Source organism: Pseudomonas sp. NPDC089752 (assembly GCF_044748725.1).
Lineage (GTDB): Bacteria > Pseudomonadota > Gammaproteobacteria > Pseudomonadales > Pseudomonadaceae > Aquipseudomonas.
This window is the reverse complement of record NZ_JBIVGP010000001.1, coordinates 153,522-172,887: the sequence shown is the minus strand read 5'-3', so window position 1 is coordinate 172,887 and position 19,366 is coordinate 153,522. Positions and strand designations below refer to the sequence as shown.

General features: G+C 62.6%; 15 protein-coding genes. 2 read left to right on the top strand and 13 right to left on the bottom strand.

Annotated features, from left to right (window positions below; all coding sequences use genetic code 11):
• Positions 1 to 30: 30 nt before the first annotated feature.
• The 11 genes from tagH to tssA all read right to left on the bottom strand — a co-directional run bounded on the left by tagH (position 31) and on the right by tssA (position 13,944).
• Positions 31 to 1,392 (bottom strand): type VI secretion system-associated FHA domain protein TagH, encoded by a 1,362-nt coding sequence (tagH, locus tag ACIPZF_RS00630; RefSeq protein ID WP_400794264.1) that lies wholly within the window; start codon positions 1,390 to 1,392, stop codon positions 31 to 33.
• 34 nt (positions 1,393 to 1,426) lie between these two features.
• On the bottom strand, positions 1,427 to 3,388 hold the full coding sequence (locus ACIPZF_RS00625; protein WP_400794262.1) for a type VI secretion system Vgr family protein: 1,962 nt from the start codon (positions 3,386 to 3,388) through the stop codon (positions 1,427 to 1,429).
• Between the two features lie 93 nt (positions 3,389 to 3,481).
• On the bottom strand, positions 3,482 to 4,072 hold the full coding sequence (locus tag ACIPZF_RS00620; RefSeq protein ID WP_400794260.1) for a hypothetical protein: 591 nt from the start codon (positions 4,070 to 4,072) through the stop codon (positions 3,482 to 3,484).
• A gap of 31 nt (positions 4,073 to 4,103) precedes the next feature.
• Complete coding sequence (tssH, locus tag ACIPZF_RS00615) at positions 4,104 to 6,743, bottom strand: type VI secretion system ATPase TssH (RefSeq protein ID WP_400794258.1); 2,640 nt, start codon at positions 6,741 to 6,743, stop codon at positions 4,104 to 4,106.
• Positions 6,736 to 7,773 (bottom strand): type VI secretion system baseplate subunit TssG, encoded by a 1,038-nt coding sequence (tssG, locus tag ACIPZF_RS00610; RefSeq protein WP_400794257.1) that lies wholly within the window; start codon positions 7,771 to 7,773, stop codon positions 6,736 to 6,738. The genes tssH and tssG overlap by 8 nt, the downstream gene beginning before the upstream one ends.
• A complete protein-coding gene (tssF, locus tag ACIPZF_RS00605) occupies positions 7,758 to 9,632 on the bottom strand; it encodes a type VI secretion system baseplate subunit TssF (RefSeq protein ID WP_400794255.1) in 1,875 nt (624 codons plus the stop codon). The genes tssG and tssF overlap by 16 nt, the downstream gene beginning before the upstream one ends.
• Entirely contained in the window at positions 9,629 to 10,147 is a 519-nt protein-coding gene (gene tssE / locus ACIPZF_RS00600) for a type VI secretion system baseplate subunit TssE (RefSeq protein WP_400794253.1), read from the bottom strand. The genes tssF and tssE overlap by 4 nt, the downstream gene beginning before the upstream one ends.
• A gap of 98 nt (positions 10,148 to 10,245) precedes the next feature.
• A complete protein-coding gene (locus ACIPZF_RS00595) occupies positions 10,246 to 10,728 on the bottom strand; it encodes an Hcp family type VI secretion system effector (protein WP_400794251.1) in 483 nt (160 codons plus the stop codon).
• A gap of 50 nt (positions 10,729 to 10,778) precedes the next feature.
• On the bottom strand, positions 10,779 to 12,275 hold the full coding sequence (gene tssC, locus ACIPZF_RS00590) for a type VI secretion system contractile sheath large subunit (RefSeq protein WP_400794249.1): 1,497 nt from the start codon (positions 12,273 to 12,275) through the stop codon (positions 10,779 to 10,781).
• Between the two features lie 88 nt (positions 12,276 to 12,363).
• Entirely contained in the window at positions 12,364 to 12,876 is a 513-nt protein-coding gene (gene tssB / locus ACIPZF_RS00585) for a type VI secretion system contractile sheath small subunit (RefSeq protein WP_400794247.1), read from the bottom strand.
• Positions 12,877 to 12,930: 54 nt separating this feature from the next.
• On the bottom strand, positions 12,931 to 13,944 hold the full coding sequence (gene tssA, locus ACIPZF_RS00580; RefSeq protein ID WP_400794245.1) for a type VI secretion system protein TssA: 1,014 nt from the start codon (positions 13,942 to 13,944) through the stop codon (positions 12,931 to 12,933).
• A 256-nt stretch (positions 13,945 to 14,200) separates the two neighbouring features.
• Here tssA and ACIPZF_RS00575 point away from each other — a divergent pair, with 256 nt between their 5' ends.
• Positions 14,201 to 14,734, top strand: coding sequence for an RNA polymerase sigma factor (locus ACIPZF_RS00575; RefSeq protein ID WP_400794243.1), 534 nt, complete (start codon positions 14,201 to 14,203; stop codon positions 14,732 to 14,734).
• Between the two features lie 32 nt (positions 14,735 to 14,766).
• On the opposite strand, the gene ACIPZF_RS00570 is transcribed toward ACIPZF_RS00575, so the two are convergent.
• Positions 14,767 to 16,050: a Zn-dependent hydrolase gene (locus ACIPZF_RS00570; protein ID WP_400794241.1), complete on the bottom strand. Its 1,284-nt coding sequence runs from the start codon at positions 16,048 to 16,050 to the stop codon at positions 14,767 to 14,769.
• A 13-nt stretch (positions 16,051 to 16,063) separates the two neighbouring features.
• On the bottom strand, positions 16,064 to 17,566 hold the full coding sequence (locus ACIPZF_RS00565; RefSeq protein ID WP_400794239.1) for an NCS1 family nucleobase:cation symporter-1: 1,503 nt from the start codon (positions 17,564 to 17,566) through the stop codon (positions 16,064 to 16,066).
• Between the two features lie 350 nt (positions 17,567 to 17,916).
• Between ACIPZF_RS00565 and hydA the strand changes: the two genes are divergently transcribed.
• The gene (hydA, locus tag ACIPZF_RS00560) at positions 17,917 to 19,356 is read left to right on the top strand and encodes a dihydropyrimidinase (protein ID WP_400794237.1); all 1,440 of its coding nucleotides are present in this window, start codon (positions 17,917 to 17,919) and stop codon (positions 19,354 to 19,356) included.
• Positions 19,357 to 19,366 lie beyond the last annotated feature (10 nt).

Below are 19,366 nucleotides of genomic sequence, written 5' to 3'. Positions count from 1 at the left end.
GGGTTGGCCTCGCAGCGGGTGAAGTACGGATTACGCAGTGCCGCGCAGGTGACGGTCCGGCAATGAGTAGGCGCTGGAACACCTTTCAGCCCGCACGCCTTGCACGTTCGCGTCGCCATCACGGGTCAGCTCGGCATAGCGCTCCATGAACCGGCCCCACAAACGCGCCTTGTGCAGCGAAGGGCGCAGACGCTTCAGCAATCCCGGCGCCGCCACCCCACGGGCTATGCCCCCGGGTTCCAGGTGCAGCAACACCTCGGTCAGCGCTTCGCGCATGTCGGCTTCAACCGCTCGTTCATGGGCCTTGATATCGTCGAAAGCCGCCTGGAACGCCTGCGTGCAGGGCAAGTAGGCGGGTGAATCGGTTCCCAGCATCTGGCTCAGGGCGCTGGCGGCATCAGGGAAAAACTTCAGTGGGTTGTTCTCGAGGGCGCCGATCATGGTCATCTCGAGGGAGCGTTCACGTTTCGCCAATGCCCGTTCTCTCAGCATGGCCATGGTGCCGCCGGTAGCTTCCCGCAGCGTGTGCCCTGCCAACCGAGCCAGCTCCTCGGGGCTGCGTGCGTTGTACGAAGGGGGCAAGCCCAGGCCTTCCAGCAGTGCCTTGAACACGCGACTTTCAGTGGAGAGAGGTTCGTCATCAACCGCACGTTCAGGCTTTGCCCGCGCCTGCGCACCTGCCGGAGCCATCAGATCGGCCAAAGGGTCATAGCCCTTGGGAATCAGCTCGGCCTCTGCGATGACCGCAGCAGGCTCGATGGGCGTTGGCAGGACGTGCCGCTCGGGCGACACGTGATCACCGCGGGTATCACTGTAGTTCGCAGGTGCAGGCACATCGAACAGCGATGCGTGGCCACCCCCCGTGAGCAGGTTGAAGCCTGATTGCTCGGCCAGCACAGGTGTGGGATCGAATACCGGCTCGTGCACTATGCTGTGTGCTGCCAGTACCTCGGCGCCTGCTCTCGGCGGCCCGAACGAGGGCTCGACGCGCGGCGCAGCCGCGGCTGCCGCGTGCGGCCCGAACACAGCCAGCGTCTGGGTCGCGCCGGTGGGCGCCGGGGCGTTGCTGGGTGCCTGCGCTGGCAACAGGTCAACATCGATCTGATAGTCGCCGATCATCAGTACGTCACCCGCCTGCAGCAACGTTTCGCAACCACGGCCGACCAGTTGCTGGTTGACCACGCTGGGGTTGCTGCCAACGTCGACCAGGTAGTAATGCGCTTCGCGTCGTTCGATACTCGCATGTTTGCGGGAGATGTACCGGTCAGGGTCGTCCAGTACCAGATCATTGCCCGGTGCCCGTCCCAGGGTTCCGGTAGCATCGATCGAACAGCAAAGGTCAGTCACCGGCGGTTGCCCGCGGTAACTTGTGACCCGTAATTTCATGGGCATATCAGGCTCCTTGACGTGCCAGGTTGACGAAAATTCAAGGCTGGCCATCGTCAGCCTCCTTGGGTTCGAGCGGCTCACCGGCAGGTCCTGGTCGCAAGGCTTGCGCCAGGGCATTCGCGGCGGCGGCCGCCTGCGGCAGTGGCAATGGCGGCGCCGAGGCGATGATGGCCGGGCCGATGGTCAGGAACGACCCGCCAGCCTTGAGGATGATGCTCGCGCCTGCCTCGATGACCACATTCGTGCCGCCCTTGATGTGCACATCCATGCCACCGCTGAGGCTGGCTTTCATGGCGCCCTGCAGCAGCAAGTCACGGCCAGCCACCTGCGCCACGCTGCCAGCGGCCTTCTCGGTGCGATCACCCAACACCTGCTGATGGCGGTCACCACCGATGCGTTCGCGCAAGTCGCCAGCAACGCGGGAATGGCGATCACCCCCGACCCAGTCCAGGGCGTCTTGCTTGATGCGCTGCTCGAGGTTCTTTTCGGCATGGATGAAGACTTGTTCGGCGCCCTTGCGATCCTCGAAGCGCAGCTCGTTGGCGCCTCCCCCTCCTGGGGATGAGCAGCTTCTGAGCGTCGAGCGCGTGGCCTGTTCGGGTAACGCACAGGGCGGCAGGGTCTCGGCGTTGTAGAGCGCACCTGTGACCAGCGGGCGATCCGGGTCACCCTCAAGAAAGCTCACGACCACTTCCTGGCCAGTGCGCGGCAGGAAAAAACTGCCCCAGCGTTTGCCGGCCCAGGCCTGGTTGACACGGATCCAGCACGAACTGTTCTCGTCGTGCGTACCTTCACGATCCCAGTGGAACTGGACCTTTACCCGACCGTAGCTGTCGGTCCAGATCTCTTCCCCCTGCTTACCGACCACCTTGGCGGTCTGCGGGCCGTGAATCACTGGCCAAGGCGTCAGGCACAGCGGCCGAAACTCCTGCTGGCTCGGCATCGCGGTAAAACGGCAGCTCAGTGTGGGTTCCTGCGCCCCCGTAGCGATCGGCTCGCAGGCATCGGACGACAGCACATAGTCGGCAGACAGCACCAGCATCTGCTGATTCTGATCGCTGCGCGGGTGTTCGGTGAGGGTGAACAGCGCACCGGGGAACAGCCCACGGGCATGGGTAGCCCCCTCAACCCGCCGATAACTGCTGTGACGTGCCTCGATACGGTGGCGTGCCAGGGTTTCACCATGCTGGCGTTCACGGTACTTGCCCGGGTAGTCGAAGCGTTCATGGCGAGACTGGCCGTAGTCACGCGCCAGGGACGACTTGACCAGCAGATTGGCCGACGGCTTTTCGAAATCGTAATCCTGCAATGACCACGCACCGGTTTCGACTTCGGCGCTCATGCTCCAATCGTGGATCACCTGTTGCTCGCCCCTGGCAGGGTCTTGCACCGCCAGATAACGCAACTGCTCGAACCCCTCGACCGATGCATGCGCACTGTAACCGTCAGCCAGCACCAGGGTGTGGCGCCCTGCGCTGCTCTTGAAAAAATAGTAGATGCCAGCATGCTCCAACAAGCGGCTGACGAAATCGAAATCCGTTTCGCGGTATTGAACGCAGTACTCCAGCGCAGGGTATGTACCACTGAGCCCGGACGTGTCGAGGTCAGCGACGGTGTAAGCGGCGCAGACGGTTTTGACGATCTGCGGCACGCTCTGCTGCTGGAAGATCCGGCAATCGCTGCTGCGCGTGAGCAACCACAGCCAGGGGCGCACGACTGCGCGGTATGTGGCAAAACGTCCTTGATGGCCGGTGTAGGCGAAAGAAGCGACCACGCCGCTGAAATGGCGCTGACCGCCGCTGGGCAGCTCCACCGCAACCGTCAGCGGCGTGGCCAACAGATCGTCCAGGTTCAAGTCGCTGCGCTCGCTGAAAAGCTCTATCCGGTACTCGCTCAGGCTCGACAGGCCTTCGCTGGCCACCATACGCCGCAGCAGCAGCGCATCTGCGCCCGCTGCGCTTTGAACGGCGATTTGGCGATGGGTTTGCGTAACGGGCATCGTGCAATCCTGGACGACTGATGGGCTGTCATGGAGTACAACAGCCCAGCGCCTCGGATTATTCCCTGGTGCGCAGGAGCGACAGCGTGTTTTTCAGGCCCCAGGAGCGCCGAGCGGGGAGCTCAGAACAAGGGTGATGCCAGTGAACTTGTACATCTTCGACCAGCTGTTCATGTGATTGAAACTCGTGAAGTCATTGCCGTCTGCGGGGTCCATGTAGGTACCATCCGATCGCTTCATCACATAGTGAAGCCCAACGCCGCCCGAGATCATCACCTTCAGTGCCCGTTGATTGTGTGCCAGCGAGGGCGCCTCGCGATGATTGACCGTAAAGCCAGCCCGAATGCAGTTTGGTTCGGCGTCTGGGTAGAAGGTCGAAATCATGCTGGAGAGTCTACCGTGTATGTAGATCGCCACATCCAGACCAAGCTCACGCGCCGCGATAGCGAGGTTGTGCGGAAGCGAGTAACCCAGCGCGCCGTGAATGATGGGTTTGACATGCCCTCCAGTAAGCGCCCCTGAAGTGATTTCGTACAAGGCCGCTTCGCAGGTAGGCGTCACGGCCAACGGCTGACCGCGATTGGACCCGCCGACGTTGGGCAGCTGTCTGGCCTGCAACTCCACCGCTGCGCATAGCAGGCTGGCCGCGCCACAGGAGTTGTTGAATTGCTGTTGCTTTCTCATCGATGCCTCTCAAAGGGCCCTGAGGCCGTGATTACGGGTGGTCGTCGCTGTGAGCGAAAACAAAGACACCTCCACGCACACTGATATGCAGCCTGTTCAAGGCGTCTGCACGCAGCTGGTGTTCGAGGCAGATCCGGCTGATGCTGGGCAGAATTGATTGAGTCAGGATCGCGTCGATCATCCGCCCGCCACTCTCGAGCTCTGTACAGCGACTCACGACCAGTGCCACCACCTCGTCATCGAAACTCAAGGGCACGCCCTGACTGCTCTGCAGGCGCTGTTGGATGCGCCCCAGTTGCAGGCGGACGATGCTGGCGAGCAAGTCGTCGCTCAACGGGTAGTAAGGCACCACCACTACCCGCCCCAATAGCGCGGGGGCAAACACCTGCAGCAACGGCGCTCGCAGCGCCTGCGCAAGAGTGTCGGGCTCCGGCGCCAGGCCTGGCTGCCGGCACAGACGCTCGATGGTCGCGGTGCCGACATTGCTGGTCAGCAGGATCAGCGTATTGCGAAAATCGATCAGCCGGCCTTCCCCGTCTTCCATCCAGCCTTTATCGAACACCTGGTAGAACAGCTCATGCACGTCTCTGTGAGCCTTCTCGATTTCATCCAGCAACACCACGCTGTACGGCCGCAGGCGCACCGCCTCGGTCAGCGCTCCGCCCTCACCGTAGCCAACATAGCCAGGCGGCGCGCCCTTGAGCGAGGAAACCGAATGAGCTTCCTGGTATTCACTCATGTTGAGCGTGATGAGGTTCTGCTCGCCCCCGTACAGGGTTTCGGCAAGCGCCAGAGCAGTCTCGGTTTTGCCCACACCCGAAGTGCCTGCCAGGAGGAACACGCCCACCGGTTTGTCTGGGTTGTCCAGGCCCGCACGAGCGGTCTGGATGCGCCGGGCGATCATTTCCAGGGCATGGTGCTGGCCAAGGATGCGCTGGGACAACGTGTCGGCCAGGTTGAGTACGCGACCGATCTCGTTGCCCACCATCCGCCCAAGTGGAATGCCGGTCCAATCCTGCACGACAGAGGCGACGGCCTGCTCATCGACGGTGAGCAGGATCATCGGCGACTCGCCTTGAGCATCGGCGAGGGCCTGCTGATGGGTGCGCAGTGATTGCAGGGTGTCGCGATTGTCTGGTTGGTCCCGCACCTGCTCGCGCAAATCGAAAATGGCCTTCGCGTGACTGTGCTCGCCTTGCCATCGCGCCTCCAGCCCAGCGAGGCGCTGCTGCTCGCTTTGCAACTTATCATCGAGGTCCTGCTCGCGGGTTTCGGTGTCACCGCCCACGGCGCGCTCACGGGCAACGATCGCCCGTTCGGTTTGCAGCGCCTCGATTCGTCGTCGGCTGTCTTGCAACGCCGCCGGAGTGGCGTGCTGGCTGATGGCGACGCGCGCGCAAGCGGTATCCAGAAGGCTGATGGCCTTGTCGGGCAGCTGACGTGCCGGTATGTAGCGCTGCGACAGTCGTACTGCCGCCACCAGCGCTGCGTCGAGCAACTGTACCTGGTGATGCCGAGCCATGCCCTCGGCGAGCCCCCTGAGCATCAATAGCGCGCGCGCCGCGTCGGGCTCATCGACCTTGACGGTCTGGAAGCGTCGCGTCAGTGCCGGGTCCTTCTCGATATGCTTGCGGTATTCGCCGAAGGTGGTGGCACCGATGGTACGCAGCGTACCTCGTGCCAGTGCGGGCTTGAGCAGATTGGCCGCATCTCCCGTGCCGGCGGCGCCACCGGCGCCGATCAAGGTGTGGGTTTCATCGATGAACATCACCACCGGTACCGGGCTGGCCTGCACCTCGTCGATCACCGAGCGCAGGCGTTGTTCGAAATCACCTTTCATGCTCGCGCCAGCCTGCAGCAGGCCGATGTCCAGCGTGCGCAAACGCACGTCGCGCAATGCCGGCGGCACGTCGCCACGGACGATGCGCTGCGCCAGCCCTTCGACCACGGCCGTCTTGCCGACGCCAGCCTCGCCGACCAGCATCGGGTTGTTCTGACGCCGGCGCATGAGGATATCGATCACCTGGCGAATTTCATCGTCTCGCCCCACGATGGGGTCTGGAGTACCTTCGCTCGCCTGGGCGGTGAGGTCGACGGTGAACCTGGCAAGCGCCGTCTGGCCTACGTCCCCGCCCCGCCCTGCGCTGCCCTCACCCGGTGCCAGGGTGAAACCGTCAGTGGCTTTCAGGCGGGCTTCGGGCGAGTCGGACAGCATCTGAGAGAAACGGTCGGCCAGGTCCTCGACCTTGACCTTGCCGAACTCCGCCGACATGGCCAGTACCGTATTGCGCAACGTACGGTCCTTGAGCAAGCTGAACAGCAAGTGCCCCGAACGCACCTGGGTATCGGCAAACAACAACGTGGCCTGCACCCAGGCGCGCTCGACGCCCTCCTCCAATGGCGACGACAGGTCGGTGATCGAGGTCGAGCCCCGGGGCAGGCGATCAAGAGCCGCAGACAGATCATGCTCCAACCGTGCACTGTCCAACCCATAGTGACGCACGATACGCGCCAGGTCACTGTCGGTAGATTGCAGCAACTGGTGGAGCCAATGCACCAGCTCCACATAAGGATTGCCGCGCAACTTGCAAAATTGCGTGCTGCTTTCGAGGGTGCGATAACACAGGCTGTTGAGCTTCCCGAACAGGGCCACCCGGCTGATCTCAGACATGATCTGTTCCTTGCGGTGAAAAGGCTGGTGAAAGGCGAGGCTTGATGAATAACTGGTGGTCGTCCTCGGTCGCTGGCGCGCCAAGCAGCCAACTGCTCCAGCCGAGCCTTGTGCCTTGGCCCAGACGCGCAGCCGACAGGTGCTCCCTGCCGACGATCAGGTTGACATCCCACTCCAGCACCAACCCCGCGTAGTGGCGAACCCAGTCGGTGAGCCGAATCATCCCCTGGCGGCCTGGCAGGAGGCGGGATAGCTGCAGCATGTCGAGTGGGCCGATCAGCAGGCGGAACTTGCCTTGGGCGTCCCATACCCGGCGGCCGAGCATTGTGCCTTCACCGAGGCGTGCGGCATCCGGCCCGCTGCGAAGCGTGCACGCCCCGTCGGCCGGCAGCACCATCCAGTGGCCAACGAACTGCTGCACCTGCACCGGCACCTGCAGGTCGTCGCTGAGCACCGCGGCCAGGCCTTGCGCATTGCGTGCGTGGGGTGCCAGGCGCCCGGCATAGTGCAGCTTGGCCAGATGAGGGACGGCATTGCGCCCTTGTAGCGAGGGCATGCCCATGCCAATCAGTGAGGCAATGTAGTCGGAAAAGCGATCTGCCGCCGGGCGGTCGAGGCTCACCGTCGGCTGCGCACTGGCCCAGGCGCGATAGAACAGGCTGACCATGCGGTGGTTGAACATGTCCAGAAAGCGCGCCAATGTGGGGTCGTTCAGATTGCGCTGACGGTCACGCACATACTCGGTCAGGTGCAGAGGCAACGGCCCATTGGCTCCCAGCACACCGAAGAAATTGAGCAACAGCAACGGCGCCTTGCCGGCCCCCTCGTGTTCCAGCCCTGCCAGCATCGCCGGCTCGAATGCCAGCGATGGCTGCTGGCCAAAACGTATCGCTTCCTGGGCGGGACGGCTGGCCTGGCCAATCCGCGGCTGCTCGGCGAAGGCAGATTCCAATTGGCGCAATGCGGCATTGAAATCATAGGCGGCAGGCTCACGTGCCAGGCGTTGCAGCAGGGCTAGAGGATCGCGCATCGCCCGACTCTTGCTGGCCATTGCATGATCAACCCACGCGTCACGCCGTGCAGGTGGGTTTCGGTAAACGCGTTGATCGAAACGTACTTGGCGAAAAACTGCTCCAGCACGGCGCCGAAGATGAACAGGCTGGCCCCTTCAAACGCGCTTTCGTCAACCGTCACGCAAATCTGCAGGCCTCTGCCATGGGCAATTCGACCCGCAATCGGCAGACGCCTGACGATCGAATGGGCACTCACCGAACGCACACCCTCGACTTGCCTGAGCGCTGACGCATCGTTCTGGCCGCAGTACAGCCGCAGCAGGTCGCGCAACGCCGTGGCGCCTTGCTCGGGGCTCTGATCGAGCAGTGACAGGTAATTGAGCGACAGGTGGCTGACCAGTCGCCACGCCGTTTCGCCTTCAGCAAAGGATGCCTTTGGCGCGGTGGGCCCCTCCAGGCAGCGCACCGCTTGCACGGGCGCACCGGAAACGACAGTGAAATCGGTCTTGCCAGTGCCCACCGGCATGCCCAACACCAAGTCCCGGTTAGTGCACAGCGCGTGTACGCTCAGCTGCCGCAAATCGCTGCGGTAAGGCGCCTCATGGCAGTCCACCAGGCTCAGGAACAGCTCGCTGCCGACGTAGCTCGAGCGCGGGCCTTTGCTGCGCTGGCGCTCGGACAGCACGCGGGTGTCGCGGCGTATGTGGTACCAGGCATCCTGCCCTGGCAGGCCCATGTCGTTGGCCTGGTAGAACGAGGCAAACGCCTGCTCGGCCTGTACGCCACTGCCATGCCCGGTAACGCGGGTCACCTGATACACCTCGAAATCCATCGGTCGAGTCCGGTCCGGCACCACGTGATAATCCACCTTGTGCTCAGACAGGTGCACTCGGTCTGCACATTTGGGGAACAGGTTGATCGCCGGGGTACAGTGCAGCGCGAACTGGGCAGGGGTTACGTGGTCTTCCAGCGTCGGTTCAAACGCCTTGAACAACACCGTGATATCCAGCTGCGAGGCATCGCAACCCTTGATGGCGGCGCCCAGGCCACCCAGTTCGACGAACTGGAAGCGCTGCGGCAAGCTGAAATATTCCTGCAGCATCCGATATCCCTGGAAGCTGCGTGGCCCGGCTGGCAACAGCGCCTGCTCGTCGGCAAAGCCTTGGGCGCGCAACTTGCCGGGGTCAATGAAACTATGCCAGCGGCCATCGGCCTGCACTGGCTGAACCAGCACACCCGCAGCCTGTGCCAGCAGTTGTTCGAGCATCAGCCCGGCAAGCCCTGCAGAGCCGCGCAAGTGCAGCAGCAGCGTGTCCAGTGACAGGCTGTCGAAGGTCAAGCCCGCGCCTACGGCCAGACGCAAACGCAATGCCGCCTTGACTGGACCCAACCGTGCAAGGTCGACGCCGCCGACCTGCCCTGAGCAGGCGAAATAGCAAGCCTCGGTCAGCGCCAGCGGCCACAGGGTGACGTCATGTGCCGTGCGAAACTCGCAAGCCGTCTGGTCGCCCTTGCCCAATTGGCTATGCAACGAGGTACCTCGAGGCACCGTAAAGCCCTGACTCAGGCTGCCCTCATTGAGGTCGGGTTGTAATTGCACCACGGCCATCGACGGCGTCGGTGCCAGGTAATGGGGCAACACCAGTTCCAGCAGGTGATGAGTGAAGCGTGGAAACTCCGCATCGATCTTCAACTGCACCCTTGCTGCGAGAAAGCTGAACCCCTCCAGCAGACGCTCGACGTAGGGGTCTGCGCAGACATGGCTTTCAAGGCCCAGACGTCCGGCGATCTTGGGAAAATCCCGGGCAAACTCGCCACCCATTTCCCGCAGATAGCGCAGCTCGCGCTCGTAGTAGCGCAGCAACTTGGCGTTCATTGGGCCATCATCGATTCGTTGGCGTAGAGCCTTACATCGCCAGATTCAAGGTCAAGCTCGGTCTTCACGTACAGGCGCTCGGACAGAGGCTGGCCCCATAGTTCACCCTGAATTTCGAATGACACCCGGTGCAGGCCGCACTGCTCGCCTTGCCGGGCCAACGGTGTGACACACACGCTGCCGGGCAGGATCCGCGGTTCGAAGTCTTCGATCGCCCGCTGGATATGCCGGCTCAGCGTCTGCGAATCGAGTCCGCTTGCAGTCTTTCCGGACAGGTCCGGCAGGCCAAAGTTGAGCACCGAGCGCGCGACCAGCGGATAACCGGACAGATCGCGCACGGTGCTCAGTGAAGTGCTGTTGAGCAGCCAACCCAGATCGCGCAATACGGCCTTGCGCAATGCACGCATCGACATGACGCGTTGTTCGCGGGATTCGCGAAGTTGTTCGCGGGCATCGTCGCTGAGGCGGTCCAGCAACGACGGTTGCAGACGCTCTCTGCTGGTGAGTTCAACCATGTTCGGGCCCATTACCGGCAATCGGGATGTACATCTTCAACATGCCTTTTCACAGGGCTGGCCGGCGCCTGGATCACCGACCAGCCCCTAGCTGTGCATCAAAGCTTGACGTTGGCCTGCAAGTCCCACTTCTTCGGCGTGCCGACGGTGATCTTGTCGCCGCTGAAGGAGTCGTACTGGTAGCTGATCTTGGTGAAGTTGATGGAAATGGTTTCGCTCGGGCGCTCGCCGTTACTGCTGGCCGAGTAGGAACTGACGATTGCATCCTCCAGTTCGAGCTTGAAGAACACCTGGTCCTTGGCATCGGCGCCACCGGTCTGGACGAAATGAATTTCGGCCTTGCCCAGGCTTTTGCCGCATACCGCTTCCATGAACAAGTCAGCCGAAGCCAGGTCGGTGGACTTGGTCAGGATGATTTCTGAAAACGACGGGTTGCTGGTATCTCGGTCAGAGCCACCGCCGCTGGCAGAGATGGAGCGACCCACGCCCATTTGCAGCGCGTCGATGGTGATCCAGTCGGTGTGATTGGTGACGGTCGAAGTACCTTTGATTTTCTTGCCGTTGAAGTTGAGCAGGATCATGGTCTAAACCTTTTCAGTCGGGTTGATGAAGGTGCAGCGAAAGGCCGTCGTCAGCTTTTGGCGGACGGCAGCTTGGAAACCAGGCGCAACGACACGGTCAGCCCTTCCAGCTGATAGTGCGGACGCAGGTAGAATTTGGAGTGGTAGTAACCTGGGTTGCCCTCGACCTCCTCGATCACCACTTCGGCGCCGGCCAGCGGCTTGCGTGCCTTGTCGGATTCGGAAGCGGTTGCAGGGTTTATCTCGACGTAGCGGCCGATCCAGTTGTTGAGCCACACCTGCATGTCGGCGCGCTCCTTGAACGAACCGATCTTGTCGCGCACGATGCACTTGAGGTAGTGAGCGAAACGGCAGGTGGCGAACAGATAAGGCAGGCGCGCAGCCAGATTGGCATTGGCGGTGGCGTCAGGGTCGTCGTACTCGGCAGGCTTGTGCAGCGATTGGGCGGCGATGAATGCCGCCAGGTTGCTGTTCTTCTTGTGCACCAGGGGCATGAAGCCGTTCTTGGACAGCTCCGCCTCGCGGCGGTCGCTGATGGCGATCTCGGTCGGACAGGTCATGTCGACGCCGCCATCGTCGGTCGGGAAGGTGTGCACCGGCAGGCCCTCCACCGCTCCCCCAGACTCGATGCCGCGGATTTGCGAGCACCAGCCATAGTGCTTGAACGAGCGGTTGATGTTCACCGCCATGGCGTAGGCGGCATTGGCCCAGGTGAAATCCTTGCAGCCAGCTGCGCTGGTGGTCTCTTCAAAATCGAAATCTTCCACCGGATTGGTCTTGGCACCGTACGGCGCACGGGCCAGAAAACGCGGCATGGCGAGGCCCACGTAGCGTGCGTCTTCCGAGCTGCGAAAGCTGCGCCACGCCGCATGTTCAGGGGTTTGGAAGATCTTGGTGAGGTCCCGGGGGTTGGCCAGTTCCTGCCACGAATCCATCAGCATCACGCTGGGGTCGGCGGCCGCGATCAGCGGGCAATGGGTGGCGGCGCTGATCTTGGCCATCTGGCTGAGCAGTTCGACGTCGGGCGCGCTGTTGTTGAAGTAGTAATCGGCGACGAACGCGCCATACGGCTCGCCGCCGAACTGGCCGTACTCCTCCTCGTAGAGCTTCTTGAAGACCGGGCTCTGGTCCCAGGCGACGCCCTTGAATTTGCGCAGGGTCTTGTGCACCTCCTGCTTGGAGATGTTCATCACGCGGATTTTCAGCGATTCATCCGTTTCAGTATTGCTGACCAGATAATGCAGGCCGCGCCAGGCACTTTCCACCGACTGGAATGCCGCTTGGTGAATGATGTGGTTGACCTGCTCCGACAGCTTGCGGTCGAGTTCCGCGATCATGCCACTGATGGTGACAAGCACATCGGCAGAGACTGACGGCGTGTGCTGAAGGGCCTGCTCGGCCAAGGTGCGCACAGCGCTTTCAACGGCATCACGCGCACGTTCGGTCTTGGGTTTGAACGCTCTTTGCAAGAGACTGGTGAAGTCGCCGTGATCGGCATCTTCTGTCGCCGTCGGTGCCAGCGACTCGTGCGCTTGGGCGGTGGACATTGCTGCATCCTCGTTTTTTAGGCATAAGGGCTACCGGCCAGTACCGCGCAGGCCAGCCAGGTCAGGCGTTTTTCAACGGTTCAGGGCTTCAGTCAGGGGCGCCAGGATCTTCCGGCTTTGGCGCACTGCCCAAGGCCTGCAGCAGCGCAGGATCACTGAGCACACGGGCCAACAGTTGCTCGGCATCGGTCTTGCCATCCATGTAGGTGAGCAAATTCGAGAGCTGGTTGCGCGCGGCGAGCAGCGTTTCGAGCGCGGGCACTTTGCGCGCCACGGCGCCGGGGTTGAAGTCGTCCATGCTTTCGAAGGTGATGTCCACCGGCAGGGTGCCTTCGCCGGTCAGGGTGTTGGGCACCTGCGCGACCACGCGGGGTTTCATCGACTTGAGACGGTCGTCGAAGTTGTCGATGTCGATTTCCAGAAACCGCCGCTCGGCTACCGGTGGCAGAGGTTCCTCCGGCGTGCCGGAAAGATCGGAAAAAACCCCCATGACGAAGGGAAGTTGCACGGTCTTCTCTGCGCCATAGATTTCCACGTCGTATTCGATCTGCACCCGCGGCGCTCGGTTACGGGCAATGAATTTCTGGCTGCTTTCTGTCATGGGGCAACAACTCCTGTGAGAGGCATGGATGGGGTGTATTGGCCTGACGTGTGATCAGTGATCGTCGTAGCGGATGCCGCTGACCTTGGCCATCTGGTCCAAGCCGTCAGGCGCCAGGTCCTGCAGCAGCTCGATGAAGTTCAGGTCCAGCAACTTGCACGCACGCTGTAACAACAGGGGTACCGGGCTGGTCGGTTCATGCACCGCGAAGTACGTACAAATGGCTTGCAGCCCCTGGCGAACGTCCTCACGGCTGGTGAAATCGCCCTGCACTCGCAGGCCAGTGGTGGGGTTATGCGGCGCCGGTTGCGGCTGCTCGCCCGGCGCAAGCGGCAAACGCTGGCGCAGCGCTTCGGCAGCGCGGCGTAACAGCGCCGGCAAGGCACTGAGGTCGATGGCGCAGGTAAAGCCGACGTGCTCGGTCAACAGCGCCTCGATGCGCTGGATGCTGCTCAAGGCCTGCTCCAGCTGTTCCAGCACCCTCTGCACATGCGCATGCCCTGCTTGCAGGAAAACGGCATCGATCATCGCCAGCGAGGCCGTTTCGGAGCCGCTGTCATTCACAGCGCCATTGGCCGAATCGATATCGCGCAGGCTGACCCGCCCCAAGGACGCCACCGCCGCCAGCGGCGCCGCGCGCAGCTCCTGAAGCAGGCCCCTTTCCTCGCACAGGCTGGCGAGGATATTGACCCGCAGTTGTGGATCGTTGCCATCGTCCGGATCCAGCTGTGGGTGCACATGCTGCCAGTGACCGGCCAGCAAGCCCTCGATCAGCATCAGGCCGGCAGCCAGCCCGGCGATACCGTGCAGGTGCAGCTCAGCCCGGGTGAGGTGCACGGCCAGACGCAGATCGCGACTACGGCTGATCAGGGCCAGAGTCAACGGGTGGACACGCTTCCAGTCCGCAGCGATGGCCTGGGTGAGCGTATTGCCGTACTCGACTTCAGGTCTGCCCTGAACTTCTGACTCGAGGACCAGATAGTCCGCGTCGTACTCGAGGCTTTCACCGCAAGGACAAGCCGCGCTCAAGGGTTCCGACAAGTGAGCCAGGTGCTCGGGAAGGTGCATGGGTAAACCCCGACGAAATGCAAGTTCTGAGGGGATAACACATGGGCGACGAGGTTTATTCCCGCCAGACGGATTAGCGCGCACTGGGGGCCAGGGGGAAATCCTTGACAATGCCACCGGCCAATCAGTCGGCTCTTAACTTAGAGGTGTGAACAACCGGTTCGATGACAGTGACGTCCATGGCATGCGAGGGGGCTCCGCCAACCGGCAATCAAGGCATCCGCCTGCCAGCCACCTCACTCCAAAGCGAAGAACCATGCCCAACGAAGGCGACTGCCTCCCCAACTTGCTTCCCACTCTGCTGCCACAACTGAGGGCGTTCGCAATGCGCCTGTCAGGCGATCATCATGATGCTGAAGATCTGCTGCAATTCGCTTGCATGCGCGCACTCGAGCGTGCCCATCAGTTACAACCAGGCACCTGCGCCTTGAGCTGGGCCTTCGCCATCGTCCACTCCAGCTGGATCAACGAAATGCGCTCACGCCGGGTACGCAGTCGCTCGCGTAGCGAGTGGGATGAGAATGTGATCGAGTCGGTCTGCGACCCCTGCGCGCCCACGCCGGAAACCGAGTTGATGCACCAGCAGATACTGACGGCGCTGAACAACCTGCCCGAGGGCCAGCGCGACGTCATGTTGCTGGTTGCAGTCGAACGCTTCAGCTACCGGGAAGCCGCGCAGATCCTCGAAATCCCTATAGGCACGGTGATGAGCCGCATGTCCCGCGCCAGGCAAGCGATTGGCGCAATGCTCGATGAACGCCGCCAGCGGCCGCGCCTGCTGCGTGCTTGAGCAGGCGGGCCCTTGGCCAATGTGGTGAGAACTCAGGCGGCCATCCGCCCGCTGGCAATTGCCTCCGAAGCGGCCAGCATCGCCCGTAGAAGTACTGCGCAGCCCGCGGCAAGGTCCTCGGGCGTGGCATTCTCGATCTCGTTGTGGCTGATGCCATTCTCGCAAGGCACGAAGATCATCCCGGCAGGCCCCAGCTCGGCCAGGAAAATGGCGTCGTGCCCTGCCCCGCTGACGATGTCCATGTGCGGCAAGCCCAGCGCCTGCGCCGAAGCGCGCACGGCATCGACGCAACCACGATCGAAGTACAACGCCGGGAAGTCAGCCGTGGGAATCAGCTCATGGCTCAGGCCATGTTTGGCACAGGTGGCGTCGATCACCGCGCGCACGTCGGCGATCATCGAATCCAGGCGCTCGCCCTCAAGATGGCGGAAGTCCAGGGTCATGCGCACTTCGCCGGGGATCACGTTGCGTGAACCGGGGTAAGCCTGCAGGCAACCGACCGTGCCACAGGCATGCGGCTGGTGAGACAGTGCTGCGCGGTTGACGGCCTCGACCACCGCAGCGGCGCCGACCAGGGCATCCTTGCGCAGGTGCATCGGTGTCGGGCCGGCGTGGGCTTCCACGCCGCGCAGGGTCAGGTCGAACCACTTCTGCCCGAGGGCGCCGAGCACCACGCCGATGGTTTTGGCCTGGTCTTCGAGAATCGGCCCCTGCTCGATGTGCGCTTCGAAGTAGGCGCCCACCGGGTGGCCCAGCACCGCTCGTTGGCCTGCGTAGCCGATGCCGTCCAGCGCCTCGCCCACCGTCACGCCCTGGGCGTCGCGCTTGGCCAGGGTGTCCTGCAGGGTGAACTTGCCGGCAAACACCCCCGAGCCCATCATGCACGGCGGGAAGCGCGAGCCCTCCTCGTTGGTCCACACCACCACTTCCAACGGGGCCTCGGTTTCGATGCCAAGGTCATTGAGGGTGCGGATCACCTCGAGGCCCGCCATTACCCCGAAGCAGCCATCGAACTTGCCGCCGGTGGGCTGGGTGTCGATATGGCTGCCGGTCATCACCGGTGGCAGCTTGGGATTGCGCCCGGGGCGGCGGGCGAAGATATTGCCGATCCCATCGACAGTGATGTTGCAGCCAGCGGCCTCGCACCATTGAACGAACAAGTCGCGCGCCTGGCGGTCAAGGTCAGTCAACGCCAGGCGGCAGACGCCGCCTTTGGGCGTGGCGCCAAGGCGTGCGAGGTCCATCAGGGATTGCCACAGGCGATCTGTTTTGACGTGGCGTTCGGTAGATTGCAGGACATGCTGGGCTGGGGTCATCGGTCGTGTCTCCTCAGGCATTGTTATTATCGGCATTGATCACAGGCGGCACTGGCCCCCGCACCGCTACCCCACCAAGCGCGTAGTACAGCGCCCCGCCAAGCAGCGACCCGGTAAACCAGCCATAGTCGTAGAACCAGCTGAAACTGCTGTTGCCGATGGCCATCACGGTCAGCGCCACCGGCAGTGCGAAGGCGGCGAAGCCTGCCCAGTTCCAGGCCGGATAGACGTCATCGCGGTACAGCCCGGCCAGGTCCAGCTTCTGCCGACGAATCAGGAAATAGTCCACCACCATGATCCCGGCAATCGGCCCCAGCAGGCTGGAATAACCGAGCAACCAGTTGGAATAGACGCTCTCCAGGCTCAGGTCGGAAACGATCCAGCCGAGCTTCTTCAGTAGCTCATGGCCCATCAGCGCCAGGCCGATGAAGCCGGTCAGCCACACGGCGCGGCTGCGCCCGATCAGGCGCGGGGCGATGTTCTGGAAGTCGTTGGTCGGCGAGACGATATTGGCCGCGGTGTTGGTCGACAGCGTGGCGATCACGATCAGCGCCATCGCCAGTGCCACCCAGCCCGGGCTTTGGATCTTGCCGATCAGGCTCACCGGGTCGGACACCGTTTCACCCACCAGCGACGCCGACGCCGCGGTCATCACCACGCCCAATGCGGCGAACAGGAACATGGTCAGCGGCAGGCCGAAAATCTGCCCGAGAATCTGGTCTTTCTGGCTTTTGGCATAACGGCTGAAGTCCGGAATGTTCAGCGACAGCGTGGCCCAGAAACCAACCATCGCGGTAAGCCCGGCGCAGAAGTAACTCGCCACGCTCGCCCCTTCCGGGCGCTTGGGTGGCTGGGCCAGCAACTCGCTCATCGACATGTGCGGCAGCGCCCAGAACAGCAAGCCGAAGCCCACCGCCACCAGCAGCGGCGCCGACAAGGTTTCCAGCCACTTGATCGACTCCGCGCCGCGCAACACCACCCACAGGTTGAGCGCCCAGAACATCATGAAACCAATCACTTCGCCTGTTCCGCCCAAGGCCTTCCACTCAGGGAAGACCGAGCCCAGGAACAGGTGGATGGCCAACCCACCGAACATCGTCTGGATACCGAACCAGCCGCAGGCCACCACCGCGCGGATCAGGCACGGCACATTGGAGCCGAGGATGCCGAACGATGAACGCAACAACACCGGAAACGGAATACCGTATTTGGTACCAGGGAAAGCGTTGAGGGTCAGTGGGATCAACACGATCAGGTTGGCCAGCAGAATCGCCAGCAACGCCTCGCCTACGCTGAGGCCGAAGTAGGCCGTGAGCACGCCGCCGAGAGTGTAGGTGGGCACGCAGATGGACATGCCCACCCACAGCGCAGTGATGTGCCATTTGTTCCACGTGCGCTGGTGCACCTTGGTCGGTGCGATGTCGTGGTTGTAGCGCGGGCTGTCGAGCACGTCACTGCCCGCCGACAGCTCGAACAGGCCGTTCTGCTCGACCACTTGCGATCTGCTCTGTTGCATGGGGCCTTCTCCAGATTCTTTTAATTTTTTGCTCATCGGGCTAATGCGATGGCCGGAGTACACGCGGACCGAAAAATGCTGGATTCGCGTAGAAAATCTTGCCCATTTCCTGATCCTGTCAAGCGCGACAGCAAGTCGAGCGAACCGCGCATCACCCGTACACGAAGGATTTTTTCATGTTTATCAGCGCGTTAATGACCACAGGTTTTATCAGGAATATTTTCTTGCTCAAATTCAAACCAGCAACTAGCCTCGATTCTTGTCAGGCCTGACAGGATTGAATCCAATCCCAGGCCAAGGCAAAAATTCCAAGAACCGGCCAAGACCGGTCAGCCTGCGAGGAAGACGGCATGTCCCTGTTGATCCGTGGCGCCACCGTGGTAACCCATGAAGAAAGCTTTCCCGCCGATGTCCTGTGCGTCGATGGCCAGATCCGCGCCATCGGCAAAGACCTCGAGCCGCCCACCGACTGCGAAATCCTCGATGGCAGCGGCCAGTACCTGATGCCTGGCGGCATCGACCCGCACACCCACATGCAGCTGCCCTTCATGGGCACCGTGGCCAGTGAAGACTTCTTCAGCGGCACTGCAGCGGGGCTGGCCGGCGGCACCACCTCGATCATCGACTTCGTCATCCCCAACCCACAGCAGTCGCTTCTGGAAGCCTTTCACACCTGGCGTGGCTGGGCGCAGAAAAGCGCATCCGACTATGGCTTCCATGTCGCCATCACCTGGTGGAGCGAGCAGGTCGCCGAGGAGATGGGCGAACTGGTCAACCAGCATGGGGTGAACAGCTTCAAGCACTTCATGGCCTACAAGAACGCCATCATGGCGGCCGACGACACCCTGGTCGCCAGCTTCGAGCGTTGCCTGCAGCTGGGCGCGGTGCCCACGGTGCACGCCGAGAACGGCGAACTGGTGTATCACCTGCAAAAGAAACTGCTCGCCCAGGGGCTGACCGGCCCGGAGGCGCATCCGCTGTCGCGCCCCTCGCAAGTCGAAGGCGAAGCGGCCAGTCGCGCCATCCGCATAGCCGAAACCATTGGTACGCCGTTGTACGTGGTGCATATTTCCAGCCGCGAAGCGCTGGACGAAATCACCTATGCCCGGGCCAAGGGCCAGCCGGTGTACGGTGAAGTGCTGCCCGGCCATCTGCTGATCGACGACAGCGTCTACCGCAACCCGGACTGGGCCACTGCCGCCGGCTACGTAATGAGCCCGCCGTTTCGCCCGCGCGAGCACCAGGAGGCGCTCTGGCATGGCCTGCAGTCGGGCAACCTGCACACCACCGCCACCGACCATTGCTGCTTCTGCGCCGAGCAGAAAGCCATGGGCCGCAACGACTTCAGCCGCATCCCCAACGGCACTGCCGGCATCGAAGACCGCATGGCCGTGTTGTGGGACGCAGGGGTCAACAGTGGGCGCCTGTCGATGCACGAATTCGTCGCGCTGACCTCCACCAACACCGCGAAGATCTTCAACCTGTTCCCACGCAAGGGCGCCATCCGCGTCGGCGCCGATGCCGACCTGGTGCTGTGGGACCCGCAAGGCACGCGCACCATCTCCGCGCAGACCCATCATCAGCGTGTCGACTTCAACATCTTCGAGGGCCGCACCGTGCGCGGCATCCCCAGCCACACCATCAGCCAGGGCCGTGTGCTCTGGGCCGATGGCGACCTGCGCGCCGAGCCTGGCGCCGGTCGTTACGTGGAACGCCCGGCCTATCCCTCGGTGTACGAGGTACTGGGCCGCCGCGCCGAGCAACAGCGCCCGACGCCCGTCCAGCGCTGAGCTGACCCGC

Excerpts from the sequence above, each read along its gene's own strand:
- ACIPZF_RS00575 (WP_400794243.1), top strand. The coding sequence starts at position 14,201 with ATGCCCAACGAAGGCGACTGCCTCCCCAACTTGCTTCCCACTCTGCTG.
- tssF (WP_400794255.1), bottom strand. The coding sequence starts at position 9,632 with ATGAACGCCAAGTTGCTGCGCTACTACGAGCGCGAGCTGCGCTATCTG.
- ACIPZF_RS00625 (WP_400794262.1), bottom strand. The coding sequence starts at position 3,388 with ATGCCCGTTACGCAAACCCATCGCCAAATCGCCGTTCAAAGCGCAGCG.
- tssH (WP_400794258.1), bottom strand. The coding sequence starts at position 6,743 with ATGTCTGAGATCAGCCGGGTGGCCCTGTTCGGGAAGCTCAACAGCCTG.
- tssE (WP_400794253.1), bottom strand. The coding sequence starts at position 10,147 with ATGGTTGAACTCACCAGCAGAGAGCGTCTGCAACCGTCGTTGCTGGAC.
- tssG (WP_400794257.1), bottom strand. The coding sequence starts at position 7,773 with ATGCGCGATCCTCTAGCCCTGCTGCAACGCCTGGCACGTGAGCCTGCC.
- ACIPZF_RS00595 (WP_400794251.1), bottom strand. The coding sequence starts at position 10,728 with ATGATCCTGCTCAACTTCAACGGCAAGAAAATCAAAGGTACTTCGACC.
- ACIPZF_RS00620 (WP_400794260.1), bottom strand. The coding sequence starts at position 4,072 with ATGAGAAAGCAACAGCAATTCAACAACTCCTGTGGCGCGGCCAGCCTG.
- tssB (WP_400794247.1), bottom strand. The coding sequence starts at position 12,876 with ATGACAGAAAGCAGCCAGAAATTCATTGCCCGTAACCGAGCGCCGCGG.
- tagH (WP_400794264.1), bottom strand. The coding sequence starts at position 1,392 with ATGCCCATGAAATTACGGGTCACAAGTTACCGCGGGCAACCGCCGGTG.
- tssC (WP_400794249.1), bottom strand. The coding sequence starts at position 12,275 with ATGTCCACCGCCCAAGCGCACGAGTCGCTGGCACCGACGGCGACAGAA.
- ACIPZF_RS00565 (WP_400794239.1), bottom strand. The coding sequence starts at position 17,566 with ATGCAACAGAGCAGATCGCAAGTGGTCGAGCAGAACGGCCTGTTCGAG.
- tssA (WP_400794245.1), bottom strand. The coding sequence starts at position 13,944 with ATGCACCTTCCCGAGCACCTGGCTCACTTGTCGGAACCCTTGAGCGCG.
- hydA (WP_400794237.1), top strand. The coding sequence starts at position 17,917 with ATGTCCCTGTTGATCCGTGGCGCCACCGTGGTAACCCATGAAGAAAGC.
- ACIPZF_RS00570 (WP_400794241.1), bottom strand. The coding sequence starts at position 16,050 with ATGACCCCAGCCCAGCATGTCCTGCAATCTACCGAACGCCACGTCAAA.